General features: G+C 70.5%; 10 protein-coding genes. 2 read left to right on the top strand and 8 right to left on the bottom strand.

Annotated features, from left to right (window positions below; genetic code table 11):
- Window positions 1-31: 31 nt before the first annotated feature.
- The 6 genes from IF651_RS13960 to IF651_RS13935 form a co-directional block, all read right to left on the bottom strand.
- Window positions 32-733: a hypothetical protein gene (locus tag IF651_RS13960; RefSeq protein WP_191829733.1), complete on the bottom strand. Its 702-nt coding sequence runs from the start codon at window positions 731-733 to the stop codon at window positions 32-34.
- Between the two features lie 286 nt (window positions 734-1,019).
- Complete coding sequence (locus tag IF651_RS13955) at window positions 1,020-5,987, bottom strand: ThuA domain-containing protein (RefSeq protein ID WP_338403968.1); 4,968 nt, start codon at window positions 5,985-5,987, stop codon at window positions 1,020-1,022.
- Window positions 5,988-6,255: 268 nt separating this feature from the next.
- On the bottom strand, window positions 6,256-7,431 hold the full coding sequence (locus IF651_RS13950; protein ID WP_191829732.1) for a Gfo/Idh/MocA family protein: 1,176 nt from the start codon (window positions 7,429-7,431) through the stop codon (window positions 6,256-6,258).
- Window positions 7,432-7,552: 121 nt separating this feature from the next.
- A complete protein-coding gene (locus IF651_RS13945; protein WP_191829731.1) occupies window positions 7,553-8,620 on the bottom strand; it encodes a substrate-binding domain-containing protein in 1,068 nt (355 codons plus the stop codon).
- A 55-nt stretch (window positions 8,621-8,675) separates the two neighbouring features.
- Window positions 8,676-9,737, bottom strand: coding sequence for an ABC transporter permease (locus tag IF651_RS13940; RefSeq protein ID WP_191829730.1), 1,062 nt, complete (start codon window positions 9,735-9,737; stop codon window positions 8,676-8,678).
- Complete coding sequence (locus IF651_RS13935; protein ID WP_191829729.1) at window positions 9,734-11,254, bottom strand: sugar ABC transporter ATP-binding protein; 1,521 nt, start codon at window positions 11,252-11,254, stop codon at window positions 9,734-9,736. The genes IF651_RS13940 and IF651_RS13935 overlap by 4 nt, the downstream gene beginning before the upstream one ends.
- A 326-nt stretch (window positions 11,255-11,580) precedes the next feature.
- Between IF651_RS13935 and IF651_RS13930 the strand changes: the two genes are divergently transcribed.
- Both IF651_RS13930 and IF651_RS13925 read left to right on the top strand, forming a co-directional pair.
- Window positions 11,581-12,762 (top strand): ROK family transcriptional regulator, encoded by a 1,182-nt coding sequence (locus tag IF651_RS13930; protein WP_191829728.1) that lies wholly within the window; start codon window positions 11,581-11,583, stop codon window positions 12,760-12,762.
- A gap of 78 nt (window positions 12,763-12,840) precedes the next feature.
- Window positions 12,841-13,506, top strand: a complete 666-nt coding sequence (locus IF651_RS13925; RefSeq protein WP_191829727.1) for a ThuA domain-containing protein — start codon at window positions 12,841-12,843, stop codon at window positions 13,504-13,506.
- A gap of 19 nt (window positions 13,507-13,525) precedes the next feature.
- Here IF651_RS13925 and IF651_RS13920 read toward each other — a convergent pair whose 3' ends face one another.
- A complete protein-coding gene (locus tag IF651_RS13920) occupies window positions 13,526-14,638 on the bottom strand; it encodes a uroporphyrinogen decarboxylase/cobalamine-independent methonine synthase family protein (RefSeq protein WP_191829726.1) in 1,113 nt (370 codons plus the stop codon).
- A 33-nt stretch (window positions 14,639-14,671) separates the two neighbouring features.
- Window positions 14,672-17,077: an NAD-dependent DNA ligase LigA gene (ligA, locus tag IF651_RS13915; protein ID WP_191829725.1), complete on the bottom strand. Its 2,406-nt coding sequence runs from the start codon at window positions 17,075-17,077 to the stop codon at window positions 14,672-14,674.
- Between the last annotated feature and the right edge of the window lie 82 nt (window positions 17,078-17,159).

The raw sequence follows: 17,159 nt of genomic DNA, 5'->3' as shown, positions 1-17,159 counted from the left end.
TTCGCTCGTGCTCGATGCGTCGTACGGGTGGTCAGCGCCCTGACGGGCCCGACGTAGTCGTGCTGCGGCGCCGGACGAGCATCACCGCGGCGACGACCGCTGCGGCGAGGACCACGAGCCCGGCGACCCACCAGACGGTCGACGACGAGCCGTCGGCGGCGGTCGCCTCACCGTCCGCCTCACCGTCCGCGCCTGCGTCCTCCGCAGCGGCGCCGCCATCGGCTGTGCCGTCACCCGCGGAGCCCTCGGCAGCACCGGCCGTGTCCTCCTGTGCGTCTCCCGAGGGGGTCACCAGCGCGACGACGTCGACCTCCGCCGTCGCCTCCGCCTCGCTGGGTTCCGTGGTGGTCGCGGTCAGGACCCAGTGGCCCTCGTCGAGGGTCTCGGGGTCGGACACGTACCAGCCCACCCCCTCCGACGCCGACAGGAGCGTCACCGGCCCCACGGTCTCGCCGTCCTCGGACTCCGCCGTCACGGTCACGTCGGCGGACTCCTCGACCGGGTGCCCGTCGTTCTTGTACGTCAGGTTCGCGGAGATACCGCCCTGCCCGTCCGTGCCGAGGGAGATCACGATGTCTCCTCCGTGGGCAGCCGCGGGCGACGCGATCCCGACGAGACCCAGCAGGGCCGCAGCGAGCGCAGCAAGGACCACGCCGGCCCGACGACGGACGGCGACCCGCGCGCGTGCGGCACCGTCGAGCAGTCGGGTCGTCATGGAACGGTGGGTGGTCATCTGTTCGTCACCTCGTCGTCGGCGGTACGTCATGGTCTGTCGTGCCGTACGAGACCTGAGGTCTCGCACGGAGAAGGTGCCCCGGCGCCGGGCCGGAGCGTCCGTACCCGGACGCCGGGGCCGGGAGACCGCGGACGGCCACCCGTGAGCTCGTCGGCGGACCTGACCACGACCGGCCCGGCCGATGGGCCGGTCGGGTCGTCGAGCGTCCGACACGTCGAGCGATGTGCTGCCCGGCCCGGCCGGCGGTCTCCCGCCGGCCGGGCCGGACATGTCGTGCGGCGGCTCAGGCGCAGGACTGCGCCGCGTAGTCCGCGGTCTCGGAGAACGTCCTCCCCTCGGCGTCGGTGGCCGTCACCGTGACCGACCCTGCCTCGACCGACGCGGCGCGAGCCGCGAAGGACTGGTAGGCAGAGGCACCGGGCGCGACGTCCTCGTAGGACTTGTCCCCGAACGGCGTCTCGAGGGTGACCGCGATCGGCACCTCGTCGGCGTTCAGGGCGCGGACCGCGACGAACACCTTGCCCGCCAGGCAGCGGGGCTGGACCGTCACCGTCACCGCGACCGGCTCCGGCTCGTCGCCGTCGACCACCCGGAAGTAGTCGAACGACGCCGTCGCCGTCGTCTCCGCGGCAGCACCCAGGGCGAAGAGCCCGACCTGGGCGTCGGCCGCGGCCGCGTTCGACACGGACTGCTCGAACGTGGTCCAGGTCTCACCGTCCGCGCTGTACGCACCCGTGAACGAGTCGCCCGAACGCGTCAGACGCAGGTGCCAGACGTCGTCCGTCAGGTTGGCCACCTGCGGCTGCGGGTCCTGCACGACGCCGCCGACCTCGCTGCGCAGCTCGATGCGCCTGGACAGGGCCGAACCGGCCGTGTTGTCCGTGACGAAGTCGAACTTCACGTAGTTGTCGTCGTCGCCGTACACGATCAGGCCACCCTGCTGGTACTGACGGTCGAACGACGAACCGTCGACGACGGTCTCGATCGTCCACTCGTCACCCTCGGGCTGGTCCTGCACGACGATGTTCGGCACGTCCGTGTTGTCGGTCCCGTAGATGTCCGTCGGGGTCGTGTCGATCTGCAGGGCACCGTCGGCCACGCGGTAGCCCGTCGGGTCCTCGCGGACGACCGACCAGCGGCACGTGTCCAGAGCATCGCCGTCGAACTCGTCGTCCGGCCCGGGGGCCTCCGCCGTGTCGTCGGGCGTGATCGTGAACCAGTCGAACCTGGCGTCGATCACCGGGCTCGAGGTGTTGTTGCCCTTGAGGGCGGTGAGACCGATCTTGGCGTTCTCCAGATCGGTGATCGACTTGGTCTCCGGCATCGTCGTGAAGTCGGTGCCGTCGGCCGAGTACGCGGCCTGCAGGTTCTCGCCGTCGCTGACGAACCGGACGTAGACCGTGTCCGGGTAGTCTGCGCCGACGTTGGCGGAGTTGGAGTCGTCGACCTCGTTGGGCGTGGCCGCTTCCTCCCGGATGAACTGGAAGATGCGTGTCGACGCGTCAGCCGCGGACGACCGACCCTGGATGACCATCTTCGCGTAGTTGTCCTGGTCCTCCCAGATCACGAGACCGGCCTGCTGGTACTGCTGGCGGGCGGGCAGCGTGACCTTGGCCGTGGCCGTGAACGGCCCCGACGGGAGATCCTGGAGCACGATGTTCGGCACGGCCGTGTTGTCGGTCGAGTAGAAGTCCGTACCCGACGTCGGGATCACGAGCTCGCCGTCGTCGACTGCAAGGTTCTGGTCCTGGTTCAGAACGGACCAGCGGGACCCGTCGAGCTCGTCACCCGTGAAGTCGTCGGAACGACCCGAGAAGCACTGTGCCGGCTCGGTGTCCTGAGCCTCCACGGTGATCGTCTTCTGCATGGTGTTGTAGGCACCACGCTCGTCGGCCGCACGGACCTGGAGGCGGTACGTACCCGGCTGGTCGTACGTGACGGTGAACGTGTCCGAGCCCTCCTCGAAGCCGTCACCGAAGCCCGCGTCCCAGGAGTACGTGATCTCCTCGTCCTCGGGGTCGGTCGCCGCGACGGTCGCGGTGACCTCCAGGGGGGCGGTGCCCTCCGTCGCGGTCACGTCGAAGGTGTCGATCGTCGGGCGCTCGTTGTCCGTGACCCCCCGGCCGTTGAACTCCAACCAGTTGACGTTGGATCCGCCGGACGTCTCCACGAAGTACAACGTTCCCGTTCCTGCCGGGACGTCGTGGAGGTCAGCCGTGACCTCGGTGAAGACCTGCCAGTCGCCCGTCGACGGAACGTCGACACTGCCGATCTCCGGCCCGTCCGGAGCATTCCAGCGAACCGAGATGGTGGTGCCTCCGTTCAGCGCGGCAGCACGGAGCGTGACGGAGTCGACCATGTAGAGCGAGATCGGGTCGTACGCCCACCAGTCGCCGGGCTCGATGTACCCGATGTTCTGACCGCCACCGGCCTCGTCCGTCGTCTCCTGGCTCTCGACACCGGGGTCACCGGTGCTGGTCGAGCCGTCGAGCCGACCCGTCGAGGTGAAGAACTCCGCCTGCAGCAGCTTGGGCTGCAGAATCTGGGTGTCGCTCACGGTCAGCGGGGCACCGGCCTCGCCGCCGTCGTCGGTGTACGACGCGTCGATCACCCAGAAGATGTGCTGGTCGATCCCGTGACCCTCGTCACGCAGGGTCTCGAACGTCCCCTCGCACCCGTTGAGCACGTCCATCGGGTGCGCGTGGGCGTTGTGGCCGAGCGCGGTGGAGAGCTGGACCTCGCTGCAGTCGACCTCGCCGTCCGGGTCGTCGACCTGGATCTCGTACTTGACCTGGTCGCCCCACTCGAAGAAGCCACCGTTGTCCGGGAAGGTGATCGACATGGTCGGCGCCTCGTTGCCGACCACGATGGTCACGTTCGCCACTCCGACCTGGCCCGCGGCGTCGGTCGCCGTGAGCTGGGCCGTGTACGACCCGTTCTCGGTGTACGTGTGCACCGGGTTCGCCTCGGTCGACGGCTCAGAACCGTCGCCGAACGTCCACTGCAGGGCGAGGTCAGCGCCCGACGGGTGCCGCGTCCCCTCCGACGAGAACTGCACGGTGAGCGGCGCGGGGCCGCTCGTCACGTCCGCGCTGGCCTGAGCGATCGGCGAGGGGTTGCCCCGGACGTAGTCGACCCGGTAGATGCCGCTGGTCGTGGCGCTGCCGTTGAACTCGGAGCCCCAGTCGGAGAGGTAGAGCGCACCGTCGGGGCCGAAGGTCCAGTCCTGGACCTTGTTGAACTCGCTGTTGGAGTTGAAGATACCGGGCAGGACCCGATTGATGTCGACGATGTCGTCACGGTTCTCGCCGGTGAGGTCGAACGAGTAGACGTTGCCCTGGTTCCACTCGGCGAACAGTGCCTTGCCGTCCCAGTAGGCCGGCCACTTGACGTCCGAGTCGAGGTCGGCGTCGTACTGGTAGACCGGACCCCCCATGGGCGCGCCACCGCCACCGATCTCCGGGAAGTCGGGGTTGCCTGCGTAGTTGTACCAGACCTCGGCCTCGATCGCGGGCGGAAGCTGGCTCAGACCCGTGTTGTTCGGCGAGTCGTTGATCACGCCAGCGGCGCAGTCGTAGTAGTCGCCGGACTGGCCCGTCGCGAAGTTGTAGTCGCGATAGTTGTTGTTGGCTCCCGTGCAGTACGGCCAGCCGTAGAATCCCGGCTCGCTCAGCACGTTCCACTCGACGGTGTTCCCGGGGCCACGGTTCGGGTTGGACGAACCGGCGTCGGGCCCGTAGTCCCCGAGCACGATGTTGCCCGAGAACGGGTCGACGTCGATGCGGAACGGGTTACGGAAGCCCATCGCGTAGATCTCCGGACGGGTCAGGTCGTCCGCATCGTCCGCCTCGTCGAAGAGGTTGCCCTCCGGGATCGTGTACGTCCCGTCGGCCTCCGGGTGGATGCGAAGGACGCTCCCGCGCAGGTCGTTGGTGTTACCTGCCCCGCGCTGCGAGTCGTAGTCCTCACGGCCGGGCCGCTCGTCGATCGGGCTGTAGCCGCTGGACTCGAACGGGTTCGTGTTGTCGCCCGTCGCAAGGACCAGGTTGCCGTCGTTGTCGAAGACCATGTCGCCGCCTGCGTGGCAGCACGTGTTGCGCTGCGTCGTGACGGACAGGATCTCCTTCTGCGTGGCCTGGTCGATCGTCCCGGTGGCCGGGTCGTAGTCGAAGCGAGAGATCCGGTTGTGCGGGCCCTCGTCACCGACGGCCGACGGCGCCCAGTAGGCGTAGACCCAGCGGTTCTCTGCGAAGTCGGGGTCAAGGACCAGGCCGAGCAGGCCGTCCTCGTTGGCCGTGGTCACCGGGAGCGTCGTCGCGGTGTGCGTGGTGTTGGTCTCTGGATCGATGACCTGCACGCGCCCGTCACGCTCGCCGTAGAACACGGTCCCATCGGGTGCCACGTCGAGCACCATCGGGTTGCCGGTGTCCGTGTCCAGGGGCACGAGCTCGTAGCTGTCCGACTGCGTCGCGTTGCAGTCCGAGTCCACGACCCCGGCGGCCGTCTGGATTCCACCGAGCAGGTGCTGCAGGAAGTCGGGGTCGGCGTACGACTCGTCCGTGTGACCGCCGCCCGTGTACCAGGAGCGGCCGCCGTCGTAGTCCTGGCACCACGCCGTGGGGTGGTCGGAACCCATCGCGGCGGAGCCCGCGTCGTAGCTGGTCTCGTCCAGGCTCGCCAGGACGTGAACGGTGTCGCGCGGGTTCGACTGGAAGTTGTACCACTCGTCGAAGCGCTCCCAGCGTGCGGGGAGGTGCGCCGTGGACTCGTGGACGTGGTCCTCGACCTTGACGGTCGCGTCCTGGTTCTGCGGGTGGGCGCTGAAGTAGGCGCCGACGAGCTCGCCGTACCACGGCCAGTCGTACTCGGTGTCGGACGCGGCGTGGATGCCCGCGTACCCGCCACCGTCCTGGACGTACTGTTCGAAGGCTGCCTGCTGGTCCTCGCCCAGCACGTCGCCGGTCGTGGACAGGAACACCACGGCCTCGTACTGGCTCAGGTTCTCGTCGGTGAACGCCCCCGCGTCCTCCGTGGCGGTCACGGTGAAGCCGTTGTCCTCACCGAGCTGCTCGATCGCGGCGATGCCCGCCGGGATCGAACCGTGCCGGAAGCCGGCGGTCTTGCTGAACACGAGCACGTCGAAGGGCTCGGTGTCCGCTGCGGCCGCGACGTCGACGGCCTGTAGTGGGGTGGACGGGACGGTAGCCGCATTGGCCGACACCGCCGTCGCCAGGGTCAGTGGGAGTGCCACCGCAGCGGCGGCTGTCGCCGCCACCGTGCGCCGGACGGCGCGCGGTGCTCTCGAGAGCACGTTTCTCACAAGGTCTCCTCGTCGAGATGGGAACAGTGCTGCGCTCCGCCGGGTGCGACGTCGTCGGCCTTCCTGCCGTCCCGGACGTTCCGTCGGACCACGTCCGACGCAGTTGCCCGCCGTGCGGGCACGTACTACTCCCCTCCTTCCTCCTCGGGTCCAGGTCACCGCGCGGGTCCTCGCGTCGTCACGAGTCCCGCGCGGTCGTCTAGGGTTCCACCCAGCCCGCGCCCGACTCGGCGCTGCGCTCCACCGCGGCGAGCACCCGCTGCACGGCGAGACCGTCGGCGAACGTCGGAGCCGGCCGCTCCCCGGCCGCGATCGCCTCGATCAGGTCGACCGCCTGGTGGGTGAACGCGTGCTCGTAGCCGAGCCCGTGCCCCGCGGGCCACCAGTGCGCCACGTACGCGTGCTCGGGCTCGGTCACGACGATGCGCCGGAACCCCCCGAGCTCGGCCCCGTCCTCGGTGTCCAAGAAGTGCAGGACGTTCATGTCTTCGAAGTCGAACGCGAGCGACCCCTTCGACCCGTTGATCTCGATCCGGATCGCGTTCTTGCGGCCGCTCGCGAAACGCGTGGCCTCGAAGACGCCGATCCCGCCCCCGGACATCCTGGCGAGGAACACCGCGGCGTCGTCCACCGTCACGGGTCCGCGCTCCGTGCCACCCCGCCCGGACAGCCCCGCGAACTCGGTCGCCACGGGTCGTTCGGCCACGAACGTCTGCAGGTGCCCGGCGACGCTCGTGATCTGCTCGCCGGTGATGAACTGGGCGAGGTCGACGACGTGCGCACCGATGTCTCCGAGCGCGCCGCTCCCGGCCTTCGTCTTGTCCAGACGCCACGAGAGCGGGGTGTTTTCGTCCGCGAGCCAGTCCTGCAGGTACTGCGCGCGGACGTGGCGAACCGTCCCGATGCGCCCGTCGACGACGAGTCGGCGCGCGAGCTGGATGGCGGGGACGCGACGGTAGGTGAAACCCACCATGGCGACCTGCCCCTTGCCGGCCACAGCCTCGGCGGCGGCGACCATCTTCTCCGCCTCCTCGACCGTGTTCGCCAGCGGCTTCTCGCACAGCACGTGCTTACCGGCCTCGAGCGCCGCGATGGCGATCTCCGCGTGCGTGTCCCCGGGGGTGCACACGTCGACCAGGTCGACGTCGTCGCGGTCCACGAGCTGCTGCCAGCTCGTCTCCACCTCGTCCCAGCCGAGCCGCTCCGCGGCCGCCGTGGCAGCCTCACGGTTGCGACCGGCCAGCACGCGCATCTGCGGTGCGAGCGGCAGGTCGAAGAACCGCGGCGCGTTCCGCCACGCCTGCGAGTGGGCAGCCCCCATGAACGAGTAGCCAACCATCCCGATGCCGAGACCGGGGCTGACGTCCGTTGCCATCTTCTTCACTCTCTTCCGGTATGCGCGTCCACGGCCGCGCGCGGCCTCGGTGGCCGTTCGCGCGGCCGTGACGTGCGGTGCTCTGCCGGGCCGGCGCGCCCGCAGGCGCGCCGGCCGTCTGTCAGGACTCGAACGCGGTGTCGATGTACTGGTCGACGTTGTCGGCGGTGACGACGGGAGCGAAGAGCTGGATCGTGCGGGGCACGCCCGACGACGCGAGGTCGCTCATGCTCTTCTCGTGCGCCACGAGCCGGGCGAGCTTGATGCCGTCGGCGGCCTGCGTGGAGGGGTAGACGACGGTCGCCTGCAGGACCGAGTCTCCCTCCTGGATCTGCTCCATGACCTGCTTCGAGCCGGCGCCGCCGACCATGAAGAACTCGTCGCGGCCGGCGTTCTCGATCGCCGCGAGGACGCCCACACCCTGGTCGTCGTCGTGGTTCCAGATGGCGTCGATCTCCGGCTCCGCCTGCAGCAGGCTCGACGTCGCCGACTCGCCGCCCTGGACGGTGAAGTCCGCGGCGACCTGGTTCGCGACCTCGAGACCGCAGTCGGAGAGCGCGTCGGCGAAGCCCTGGCTGCGGTCCTGCGTCAGCGGCAGCGACGCGATGCCCTGGATCTCGGCGATGACCGCGTCGGGCTGGTCACCGAGCTCGCCGCAGATGTAGGTGCCGGCGCTCACGCCCATGCCGTAGTTGTCCCCGAGGATCGTGGCGCGCGCGGCGAACGGGCTCGAGAACTCGCGGTCGACGTTGATGACCGGGATGCCGGCGTCCATCGCCTCGGTCGCGATCTCGGTGAGCGCAGCGCCGTCGAACGGCAGGAGCACGATCACGTCGACCTCGTCGTTGATGAAGCCCTGGATCTGGCTGATCTGGACGTTGACGTCGTTCGTCCCCTCGGCGACACGGAGCGTCACGTCCTCGTACTCGTCGGCCTCGGCCTGCGCGGCGCTCGTGATGGCGCCCATCCAGCCGTGGTCGGCCGCGGGTGCCGAGAAGCCGATGACGACCTCGTCGCCCGGGGCGTCGTTGTCGGACACGGCGGTGTTCCCGCCGCCGCCTCCGCCGTCCCCCTCGGACTCGGTCTCGGTGGGCGTGTTCGACGTGCACGCCGAGGCGACGAGCGCGAGAGACGCGGCGGTGACGGTCGCGACCGCGAGACGGCGGCGCATGGTGGTGCGGACGGACATGAGATCTCCTTCGACGATGCCCTGCTGGGTTTGTTGGGTTGGGGTCGGACTGATGTCAGCCGCTCGAGGACCGTGAGCTGATGCGCTGCTGGAGCAGCACGGCGACGATGATGATCGCGCCCTTGGCGATGGACTGGACCGAGCTGTCGAGGTTGTTCTGGATGAACAGGTTGGTGAGCGTCGCGAAGATGAGGACGCCCAGGACGGTGCCGACGATGGTGCCGCGGCCCCCCGCGAGGAGCGTGCCGCCGACGACGACGGCCGCGATCGCGTCGAGCTCGTAGAGCAGGCCGTTCGTCGACGCACCGGCCGTGGTCCGTGCGAGCATCATGGCCCCGGCGATGCCCGCGGTCAGTCCGCACAGGGCGTAGAGGTACATGACGTGCCGCTTGACCTTGATGCCCGCGAGCCGGGCCGCCTCCGGGTTCCCCCCGACCGCGACGGTGCGTCGACCGAACGTGGTCCGGTTGAGCAGGAACCAGCCGGCCACGGCCACGACCACGAAGATCCACACGATCTTCGGGACACCGAGCAGGTCGCCCCGGAAGGTGTCGGAGAACGAGTCGACGTCGACGATCTGCGTACGTCGGTTCGCGATGAGCTCGGCGAGGCCGCGGGCCGCGACGAGCATCGCGAGGGTCGCGATGAACGCGACGACCCGGCCGTAGGCGATGAGGACGCCGTTGACGAGGCCGGCCCCGAGGCCGACGCCGAGCGCGCAGACGACCATGATGATCCAGCCGTACTGGTCGGCCAGGTTCTGCGTGGCGAGGGTCGTCGCCCACACGGACGCGAGCCCCAGGACGGAACCGACGGACAGGTCGATGCCGCCCGCCGTGATGACGAACGTCATGCCGATGCTCACCACGCCGATGACCGACGCCAGCGAGAGGATGACCATGAGGTTGTCGACGCTCGCGAATCTCGAACCTGCGGTCGCGTAGCCGACGACCGCCAGTGCGATCAGCGCGACGACCAGGCCCAGGTTCCGTCCGACGGATCCGGACAGGAGCCCGCCACGACGGCCCCCTGCGGCGTCCTGCTTCTCGACGCGGGTGGACTCGGCTTCCACCGGATCGTTCGCCGGCGCGGTGCCCGACGTCTTCTGCTCGCTCACGCGACACTTCCTTCCATGACCATGTCGAGCACCTGGTGCTCGTCGATCGAGCTCGATGGCCCCTCGTGCACGACACGGCCCTCGGAGACGACGAGGACGCGGTCGGCGAGGCCGAGGACTTCGGGGATCTCGCTGGAGACGACGACGACGGCGGCGCCCTCGTCGGCAAGACGCCGGATGAGGGCGTAGATCTCGGCTCTGGCCCCCACGTCGACGCCACGCGTCGGCTCGTCGAGGAGCAGGACGCGGCAGCCGTGGACCAGCCACCGGGCGAGCATCGCCTTCTGCTGGTTGCCGCCGGACAGGGTACGGATGTCGCGGTCGACGCCGGTCGGCCGGAGGTCCAGGGATCTCGCCTGCTCCAGCGCCGCAGCGCGCTCGGCACGCTCGTCGAGGAACCCCGCCTTCGCGAAGCGGGCGAACGTCGAGAGCGTCACGTTGCGGTAGACCGGCTCGTCGAGCAGGAGGCCCTGGCTCTTGCGTTCCTCGGGGGCGAGCCCGATGCCGGCGCCGACCGCGGCGGAGACCGAGCCCGCGCGCAGCTTCTTCCCGTCGACGCGCACGCTGCCGGTGTTCGCCTTGCGTGCGCCGTAGATGGTCTCGAGGATCTCGGACCGGCCTGAGCCGACGAGGCCGGCGAGGCCCACGATCTCTCCGGCCCGGACCGTCACGTCCATCTCGACGAACACGCCGCGCAGCGAGAGGCCCTGCACGTCGAGCACGACGGGCGAGTCGGTCACGGAGTCGCCCGTCTCGGGGAAGACGTACTCCACCGAGCGGCCGGTCATCAGCGTGATGAGCTCCTGGGTGGACGTCTCGGAGACGGGGAGGTTCTGCCCGACCGTGCGACCGTCCTTGAGCACCGTGATGCGGTCGCCGATCTCCCTGATCTCCTCCAGGCGGTGCGAGATGTAGACGACCGCGATGCCGGCCGACGTCAGCTCCTCGACGACGCGGAAGAGGTTCTTGACCTCCTCCGAGTCGAGCACCGCGGACGGCTCGTCCATGACGATGACGCGCGCGTCGTGCGACAGCGCCCGCGCCATCGAGACCATCTGCTTGCCGGCAGCGGACAGCCGCCCGACCTCCTGGTTCGGCGAGATCTCGGAGTGGCCCAGCCGGCGCAGGATGTCGCGCGTGCGCCGGACCGCCTCGCGCCGCTGCGAGAAGCCGGCCGTGGCCAGCTCGTGCCCGAGGAAGATGTTCTCCGCGACGGTGAGTCCGTCGACGACGTCGAGCTCCTGATACATGGTCGCGACCCCGTGGCCCAGCGCGGCGACCGGGTCGGTGATCTTGATGGGCTCCCCGTCGAGGAGGATGCGCCCCTCCGTCGGTTGGTGCGCGCCGGCGAGGACCTTGATGAGCGTGGACTTCCCGGCTCCGTTCTGGCCGAGGAGGCAGTGGACCTCCCCGGGGAGGATCTCGAGATCGACGCCGTCGAGGGCTCGTGCGCCGGGGAAGACCTTGACGATGCCCTGCATCTGCAGGAGCGGCTGAGAGGGGTCTGCGGTGACCATGGAGCGAACCTAGCCGACCTTTTGACGGGCGTCAATCATAAGATCTGCATCTTTTGCCCTGTTACCTCATCGTGACTATCAGAAGTGCCCCGGGCGACCGATCGAGCGCCGCGACGGAGCACCAGCGTCCGTCTCGGTTCACTCCGTCGGCGACGTCTCGGGCACCGCGACGACGAGGCTCCTCGCACCCCGGACGACCTTTCGCCACGCCGCTCTCGACCTGGGGACCCGAACTACGGTACCTTTTGTCGCTAACCCAGCAAAAGATGCCGTCCCGTCACTAAGATACGGGCGCTCGACGAGAGACGACGTGATTCACTGTGCCCATGGAGGAACTGCTGAAGTTCGCGCCCCGGCCCACGGGCGCCGGGGACATGTTCCAGCTGCTCCGTGACGGCCATCCCCGCACGCGCGCGGACCTCGCGTCCATCACCGGTCAGGCACGGTCCACGATCGCCGCCCGGATCGACCTCCTCATGAGCTCCGGTCTCATCGCCCCCGCGGGAGAGGCGAGCTCGACCGGCGGCCGACCACCGGCCACGTTCGCGTTCAACCCCGCGGCCAGGATCGTCCTCGCCGTCGACCTCGGCGCGACGCACGCACGGCTCGCCGTCACGGATCTCGCCTCCAACGTGCTCGCCGAGACGGACGCGACGCTGTCCATCGCCGAAGGTCCCGACGTCGTGCTCGGGTGGGTCGCGGAGAACGGCATGCAGCTCATCGAGAAGGCCGGCCGCTCCCCGGACGAGCTGGCGAGCGTCGGGGTGGGTCTGCCCGGACCCGTCGAGCACTCGAGCGGCCGCCCGATCAACCCGCCGATCATGCCGGCCTGGGACGACGTGGACGTCCCCGCGATACTGAACAGGCACTTCCGCGCGGCCGTGCTCGTCGACAACGACGTCAACATCATGGCGCTCGGTGAGCACCGCACGGCCTGGCCGGACGTCACCGACATGCTCTTCGTGAAGGTCGCGACCGGTATCGGCTCGGGCATCATCGCCGACGGTGACCTGCGCCGCGGCGCCCAGGGCGCCGCCGGCGACATCGGTCACATCGCGGTCCCGAACGCGGGCGACGTCCCGTGCCGGTGCGGCAACGTCGGCTGCCTCGAGGCCGTCGCCAGCGGCCTCGCCGTCGCGACCACGCTCGAGGCCCGGGGGCTCAGCGCCTCCACCAGCGGGGACGTGGTAGCCCTCGTGCGCTCGGGAGACCTGCACGCCAGCCAGGCCGTCCGCCAGGCAGGCCGCGACATCGGCTCCGTCCTCGCCGCGTGCGTGAGCATCCTCAACCCGTCGCTCATCGTGATCGGCGGGATCGTCGCCGAGGCCGGCGAGCACCTGATCGCCGGCATCCGCGAGGTCGTCTACCAGCGCTCCCTGCCGTTGTCGACGCAGCACCTGCGGATCGTGGCCTCCCAGGCCCGCGGACAGGCGGGTGTGCTCGGTGCCAGCGCGATGGCGATCGACCACGTCCTGTCGCCTCAGGCTATCGACGCCCTGATCGTGTGAGGGCTAGCCTCGTACCCGTTGCCGCACAGCGGGCGACGTGCGTGAGATGAAGCGTGTGACGGAGCACAAGGAGGATCTATGACCGAGCAGGACCGGCGAGCTCTCGTCGTCCGGGGCGGTTGGCCCGGGCACGCACCCGACGAGGCCGCGGAACTGTTCGTGCCGTTCCTGGAGTCGTCCGGGTTCGACGTGACGCTCGACGGCTCGCTCGAGTCGTATGCGGACACGTCGTTCATGGCGGGCATCGACCTCGTGGTCCAGTGCTGGACGATGGGCGAGATCCTGCCGGACGAGATCCGGGGGCTACGTACCGCGGTCGCCAACGGCACCGGCTTCGCCGGCTGGCACGGCGGCGTCGTGGACTCGTTCCGGCTCGCGACGGACTACCTGCAGATGGTCGGCGGCCAGTTCGCCGCGCACGCGCACGACCTCGTCGACCACACCGTAGAGGTCGTCCCGGAGCGTGCCGACCACCCGATCGTGGCCGGGCTCGGGCCGATCACGCTGCGCTCGGAGCAGTACTGGGTGCTGACCGACTCCTACAGCGACGTCCTGGCCACGACCGCCATCGAGCCGCAGGAGGGCGATCCGTGGCTCGAGCCCGTCGTGGTGCCGGCGGTGTGGACGCGCCGCTGGGGAGCAGGCAAGGTCTTCGTCAGCACCACCGGCCACCAGCTCGCCGACCTCGAGAACCCTTCGGTCCGCACGATCGTCGAGCGCGGGCTCCTGTGGGCGGCCCGGTAGCCGTCCGCGGACCGCTCGGCTAGCCCATCGCCTCGCCGGCACCTGCGGCGAGCACCGCGCCGTGCAGGTCGAGCAACGCGGCCGTCCGCTCGCTCGGCCCGCGGCCGAACCCGCACTCGGTCGCGACCCCGACGGTGCGGTCGCCCAGGACCGGGACCGCCGCCGCGAGGCGGCGCACCGCCCCCTCGACGCCGTCCTCGTGGTGCACGACGCCGAGGTAGAGCTCGGTCGCGTCGTCGATCTCGAGGCCTGCGAGCGGCGCCAGGAAGCCCGGGTCGTCGCGCTCGATCGGTACGGGCAGGTGGAACCACGAGACGGGGCGGTCCACGTGCCGCACGAGCGCGTTCGCCATCCGCACGAGGTTGGCCGCGTCCGCAGGTTCGACGAAGTGCTTCTCGGCCACGTCGCCGTAGCAGAGGTGGAACCCGAGCTCGACCCCGTCCGGGACGGCGCCCGCCACCACGGCCGCACGCCGGGCGCAGCCCTCCACGACCTCCTCGTCGCCACCGGCGCCGCGGTCGAACCAGGCCCGGGCCGCTCCCCCACCGAGTTCGGCCCCCTCGACGACGGCGAACTCGGTGGCGAGGTCGACCTGGATCGCCAGGTCCTGCGCGGGGACCGACGCGACGATCGCGTCGATCTCGCGCACGAGCGCGGCCTCGTACGCCGGGTGGACGGCGGCGCGGTCCTGCGGGGCGACGAACGTCGTCACCGCCGCGAGCGGCGACGGCAGGCAGACCTGGAACCGGGTCCCGTCCGGGATGACGCCCTCCTCGCGCAGCGCCACGAAGCTCGCGTACGACGTCGCGGCCGCCTCCGCGTAGCCGAGCGGGCCGAAGCGCAGCTCCGTCGGCGACACCTCGCCGTCCACGACGTGCGGCCGCACGTCGAAGCCCGCGACGAGGAACGGGTCGCCCGGGACCCTGGAGAGCCCGTCCACCGCGGAGAAGCGCTCTCCCTGGAACAGGACCCAGTGGAAGCGCTCGCCGACCTCACCGTCGGGGATGCGCCGCAGGTGCTCGCCGAGGTGGTTCCCGACGGTCTGCAACGTCTCGCGGGCGGTGGGCAGGTTCACGGAGCCGACGAGGTGAGCGCCACGCAGACGCGGCACGGCGGGGGTCGATGCAGGCATCTACGCATCGTAGGCGCCCGCCGTCCGCCGTTCTCAGACGTCCGCGTCCGGTGCCGCCTCCTCGTCGGCGACGCCGACGAGGTGCGCCACGGCATCGGGGCCGCCCTCGAGCAGCGCGACGAATCCCGCCTCGTCGAGGATCGGCAGCCCGAGGTCGCGCGCCTTGGTCTCCTTCGACCCCGCGTTCTCGCCGACGACGACGTAGTCCGTCTTCTTGGAGACCGATCCCGCCGACTTGCCGCCGCGCTCGACGACCGCCTCCTTGGCGCCGTCGCGCGTGAAGCCCTCGAGGCCACCGGTCACCACGACCGTCAGCCCGTCCAGCGGACCCGACGGCGCTTCGGCCCTGCCCGGGCCGGGATGTCCCGGGATCTCGAACCGGACTCCGTCGGCCGCCCAGGTCTCGACGATCTCCAGGTGCCACGGGAACTTCTCCCGGTCGAACCACGCCAGCACCTCGTCGGCGATGACCGGGCCGACGCCCTCGACCGCTGCGAGCTCGTCACGCGACGCTTCCCGGATGGCGACGAGCGATCCGAACCAGTCGGCGAGCGCCCGGGCCGCGACCGGGCCGACGTGGCGGATGTTGAGGCTCACGAGGATGCGCCACAGGTCCTTGGTCTTCGCGAGCCGCAGCTCGGAGACGAGGGTCTGGGCCGTGGTGGAGGGCCCGTACACCGGGAAGTCCTTGCGGACGCCGGCCGCGCGACGCCCGGCGGGCGTCGCGTCCTCGTAGCCCGGCGGGTAGGTGCGGCTGACGACCTTCTGGAAGGGCCGGGCGACCTTCGCTCTCGTCGTCGAGCCGTCCGACATGGTGACCTCGACCGACTCGCCCCTGCCGTCGCTCGGCCGCGGCAGGCCGGTCTCGGGGTCCCGGACGACGACGCGGATCGGGGCGAGCTGCTCGACCGTGAGCCCGAAGAGGTCCTTCTCCGTGCGCAGGGGCGGTTCCGCGGGCTCGTACGGCTGGGTGAGCGCCGCGGCGGTGACCTCGCCGAGCACCTCGATGTCGAGACCGCCGCGCGAGCCGATGTGCTCGACGCGCCCGCGCACCTGGGCGGGGCACGACTCGGCGTTGGGGCAGCGCAGGTCGACGTCGCCCTCCTTCATGGGACGCAGCGGCGTCCCGCACTCGGGGCAGTCGGCGGGCATGACGAAGTCTTCGCGCGGGTACCCGTCGTCCGCGAGAGCGGCGACGGGACCGAGGATCTCGGGGATGACGTCGCCCGCCTTGCGCAGCACGACCACGTCCCCGATGCGCACGCCCTTGACCCGCACGACGTCCTGGTTGTGCAGCGTCGCCTGCCGCACGGTCGATCCCGCGACCTTCACGGGCTCCATGACGGCGTACGGCGTGGCCCGCCCCGTGCGCCCGACCCCGACCTGGATCGCGAGGAGGCGCGTGTTGACCTCCTCGGGCGGGTACTTGTAGGCGATCGCCCAGCGCGGGGCACGGCTCGTCGCACCGAGACGACGCTGGAGCGCGAGCTCGTCGACCTTGACGACGATGCCGTCGAGCTCGTGCTCGATGTCGTGCCGGTGCTCGCCGAAGTAGGCGATCCGCTCCATGACCTCGTCGAGCCCGGCCACCACGCGCGTGTGCGGCGAGACCGGCACGCCCCACTGCTCGAACAGCGCGTACGCGGCCGACTGCCGCTCGAGGTCCGCGTGCTCGCCCACGTCCCACTGCAGCGCGCCGACGCCGTGCGCGTACATGCGCAGGTTGCGGCTCGCCGTGACGGTCGGGTCCTTCTGCCGCAGCGACCCGGCGGCGGTGTTGCGGGGGTTGGCGTAGGGGTCCTGCCCGGAGGCGACGAGCTTCTCGTTGAGCGCCGCGAAGTCCACGACCCCGAGGAACACCTCGCCGCGGATCTCGATGACGTCCGGGTGCGTCGACGGATCCCCGCCGAGCCGCTGCGGGATCGACCCGATCGTCCGCACGTTCGCGGTCACGTCCTCCCCCGCCCGGCCGTCGCCGCGCGTCGCCGCTCGCACGAGACGACCCTTCTCGTAGAGCAGCGCGATCGCGAGCCCGTCGATCTTCACCTCGCACAGGTACTCGACGCCGGCGTCGGCGGGCACACCGAGGTCCCGGTGCACGCGCGCGGCCCAGGCCGCGAGGTCCTCCTCGCTGAACGCGTTGTCGAGGGAGAGCATGCGCTCGAGGTGCTCGACTGTCGCGAACCCTGCGGCCGCACGACCACCGACACGCTGCGTCGGCGACTCGGGGGTCACGAGGGCGGGGTGCGCGGCCTCGAGCGCCTGGAGCTCGTGCATGCGCGCGTCGTACTCGGCGTCGGAGGACACCGGCTGGTCCTGCTCGTAGTACGCGCGCTGGTCGGCCTCGACCCGGGCGACGAGCTCGGCCCAGCGGCGCTGTGCCGCCGCCTCGTCGAGCTCGGGGTTCGGGTCGGTGGTTGCGTCGGTGCTCTCGGTCACCCGCACATCATCGCGCGAACCGCCGACACGCGCCGTGCCCCTCACCGGACGTGTCCTCCCCCCGACCGCGACCGAAGCCACC

Origin of the sequence: Cellulosimicrobium arenosum (genome assembly GCF_014837295.1) — a bacterium.
Lineage (GTDB): Bacteria > Actinomycetota > Actinomycetes > Actinomycetales > Cellulomonadaceae > Cellulosimicrobium > Cellulosimicrobium arenosum.
This window is presented reverse-complemented; position numbering and strand designations above follow the sequence as displayed.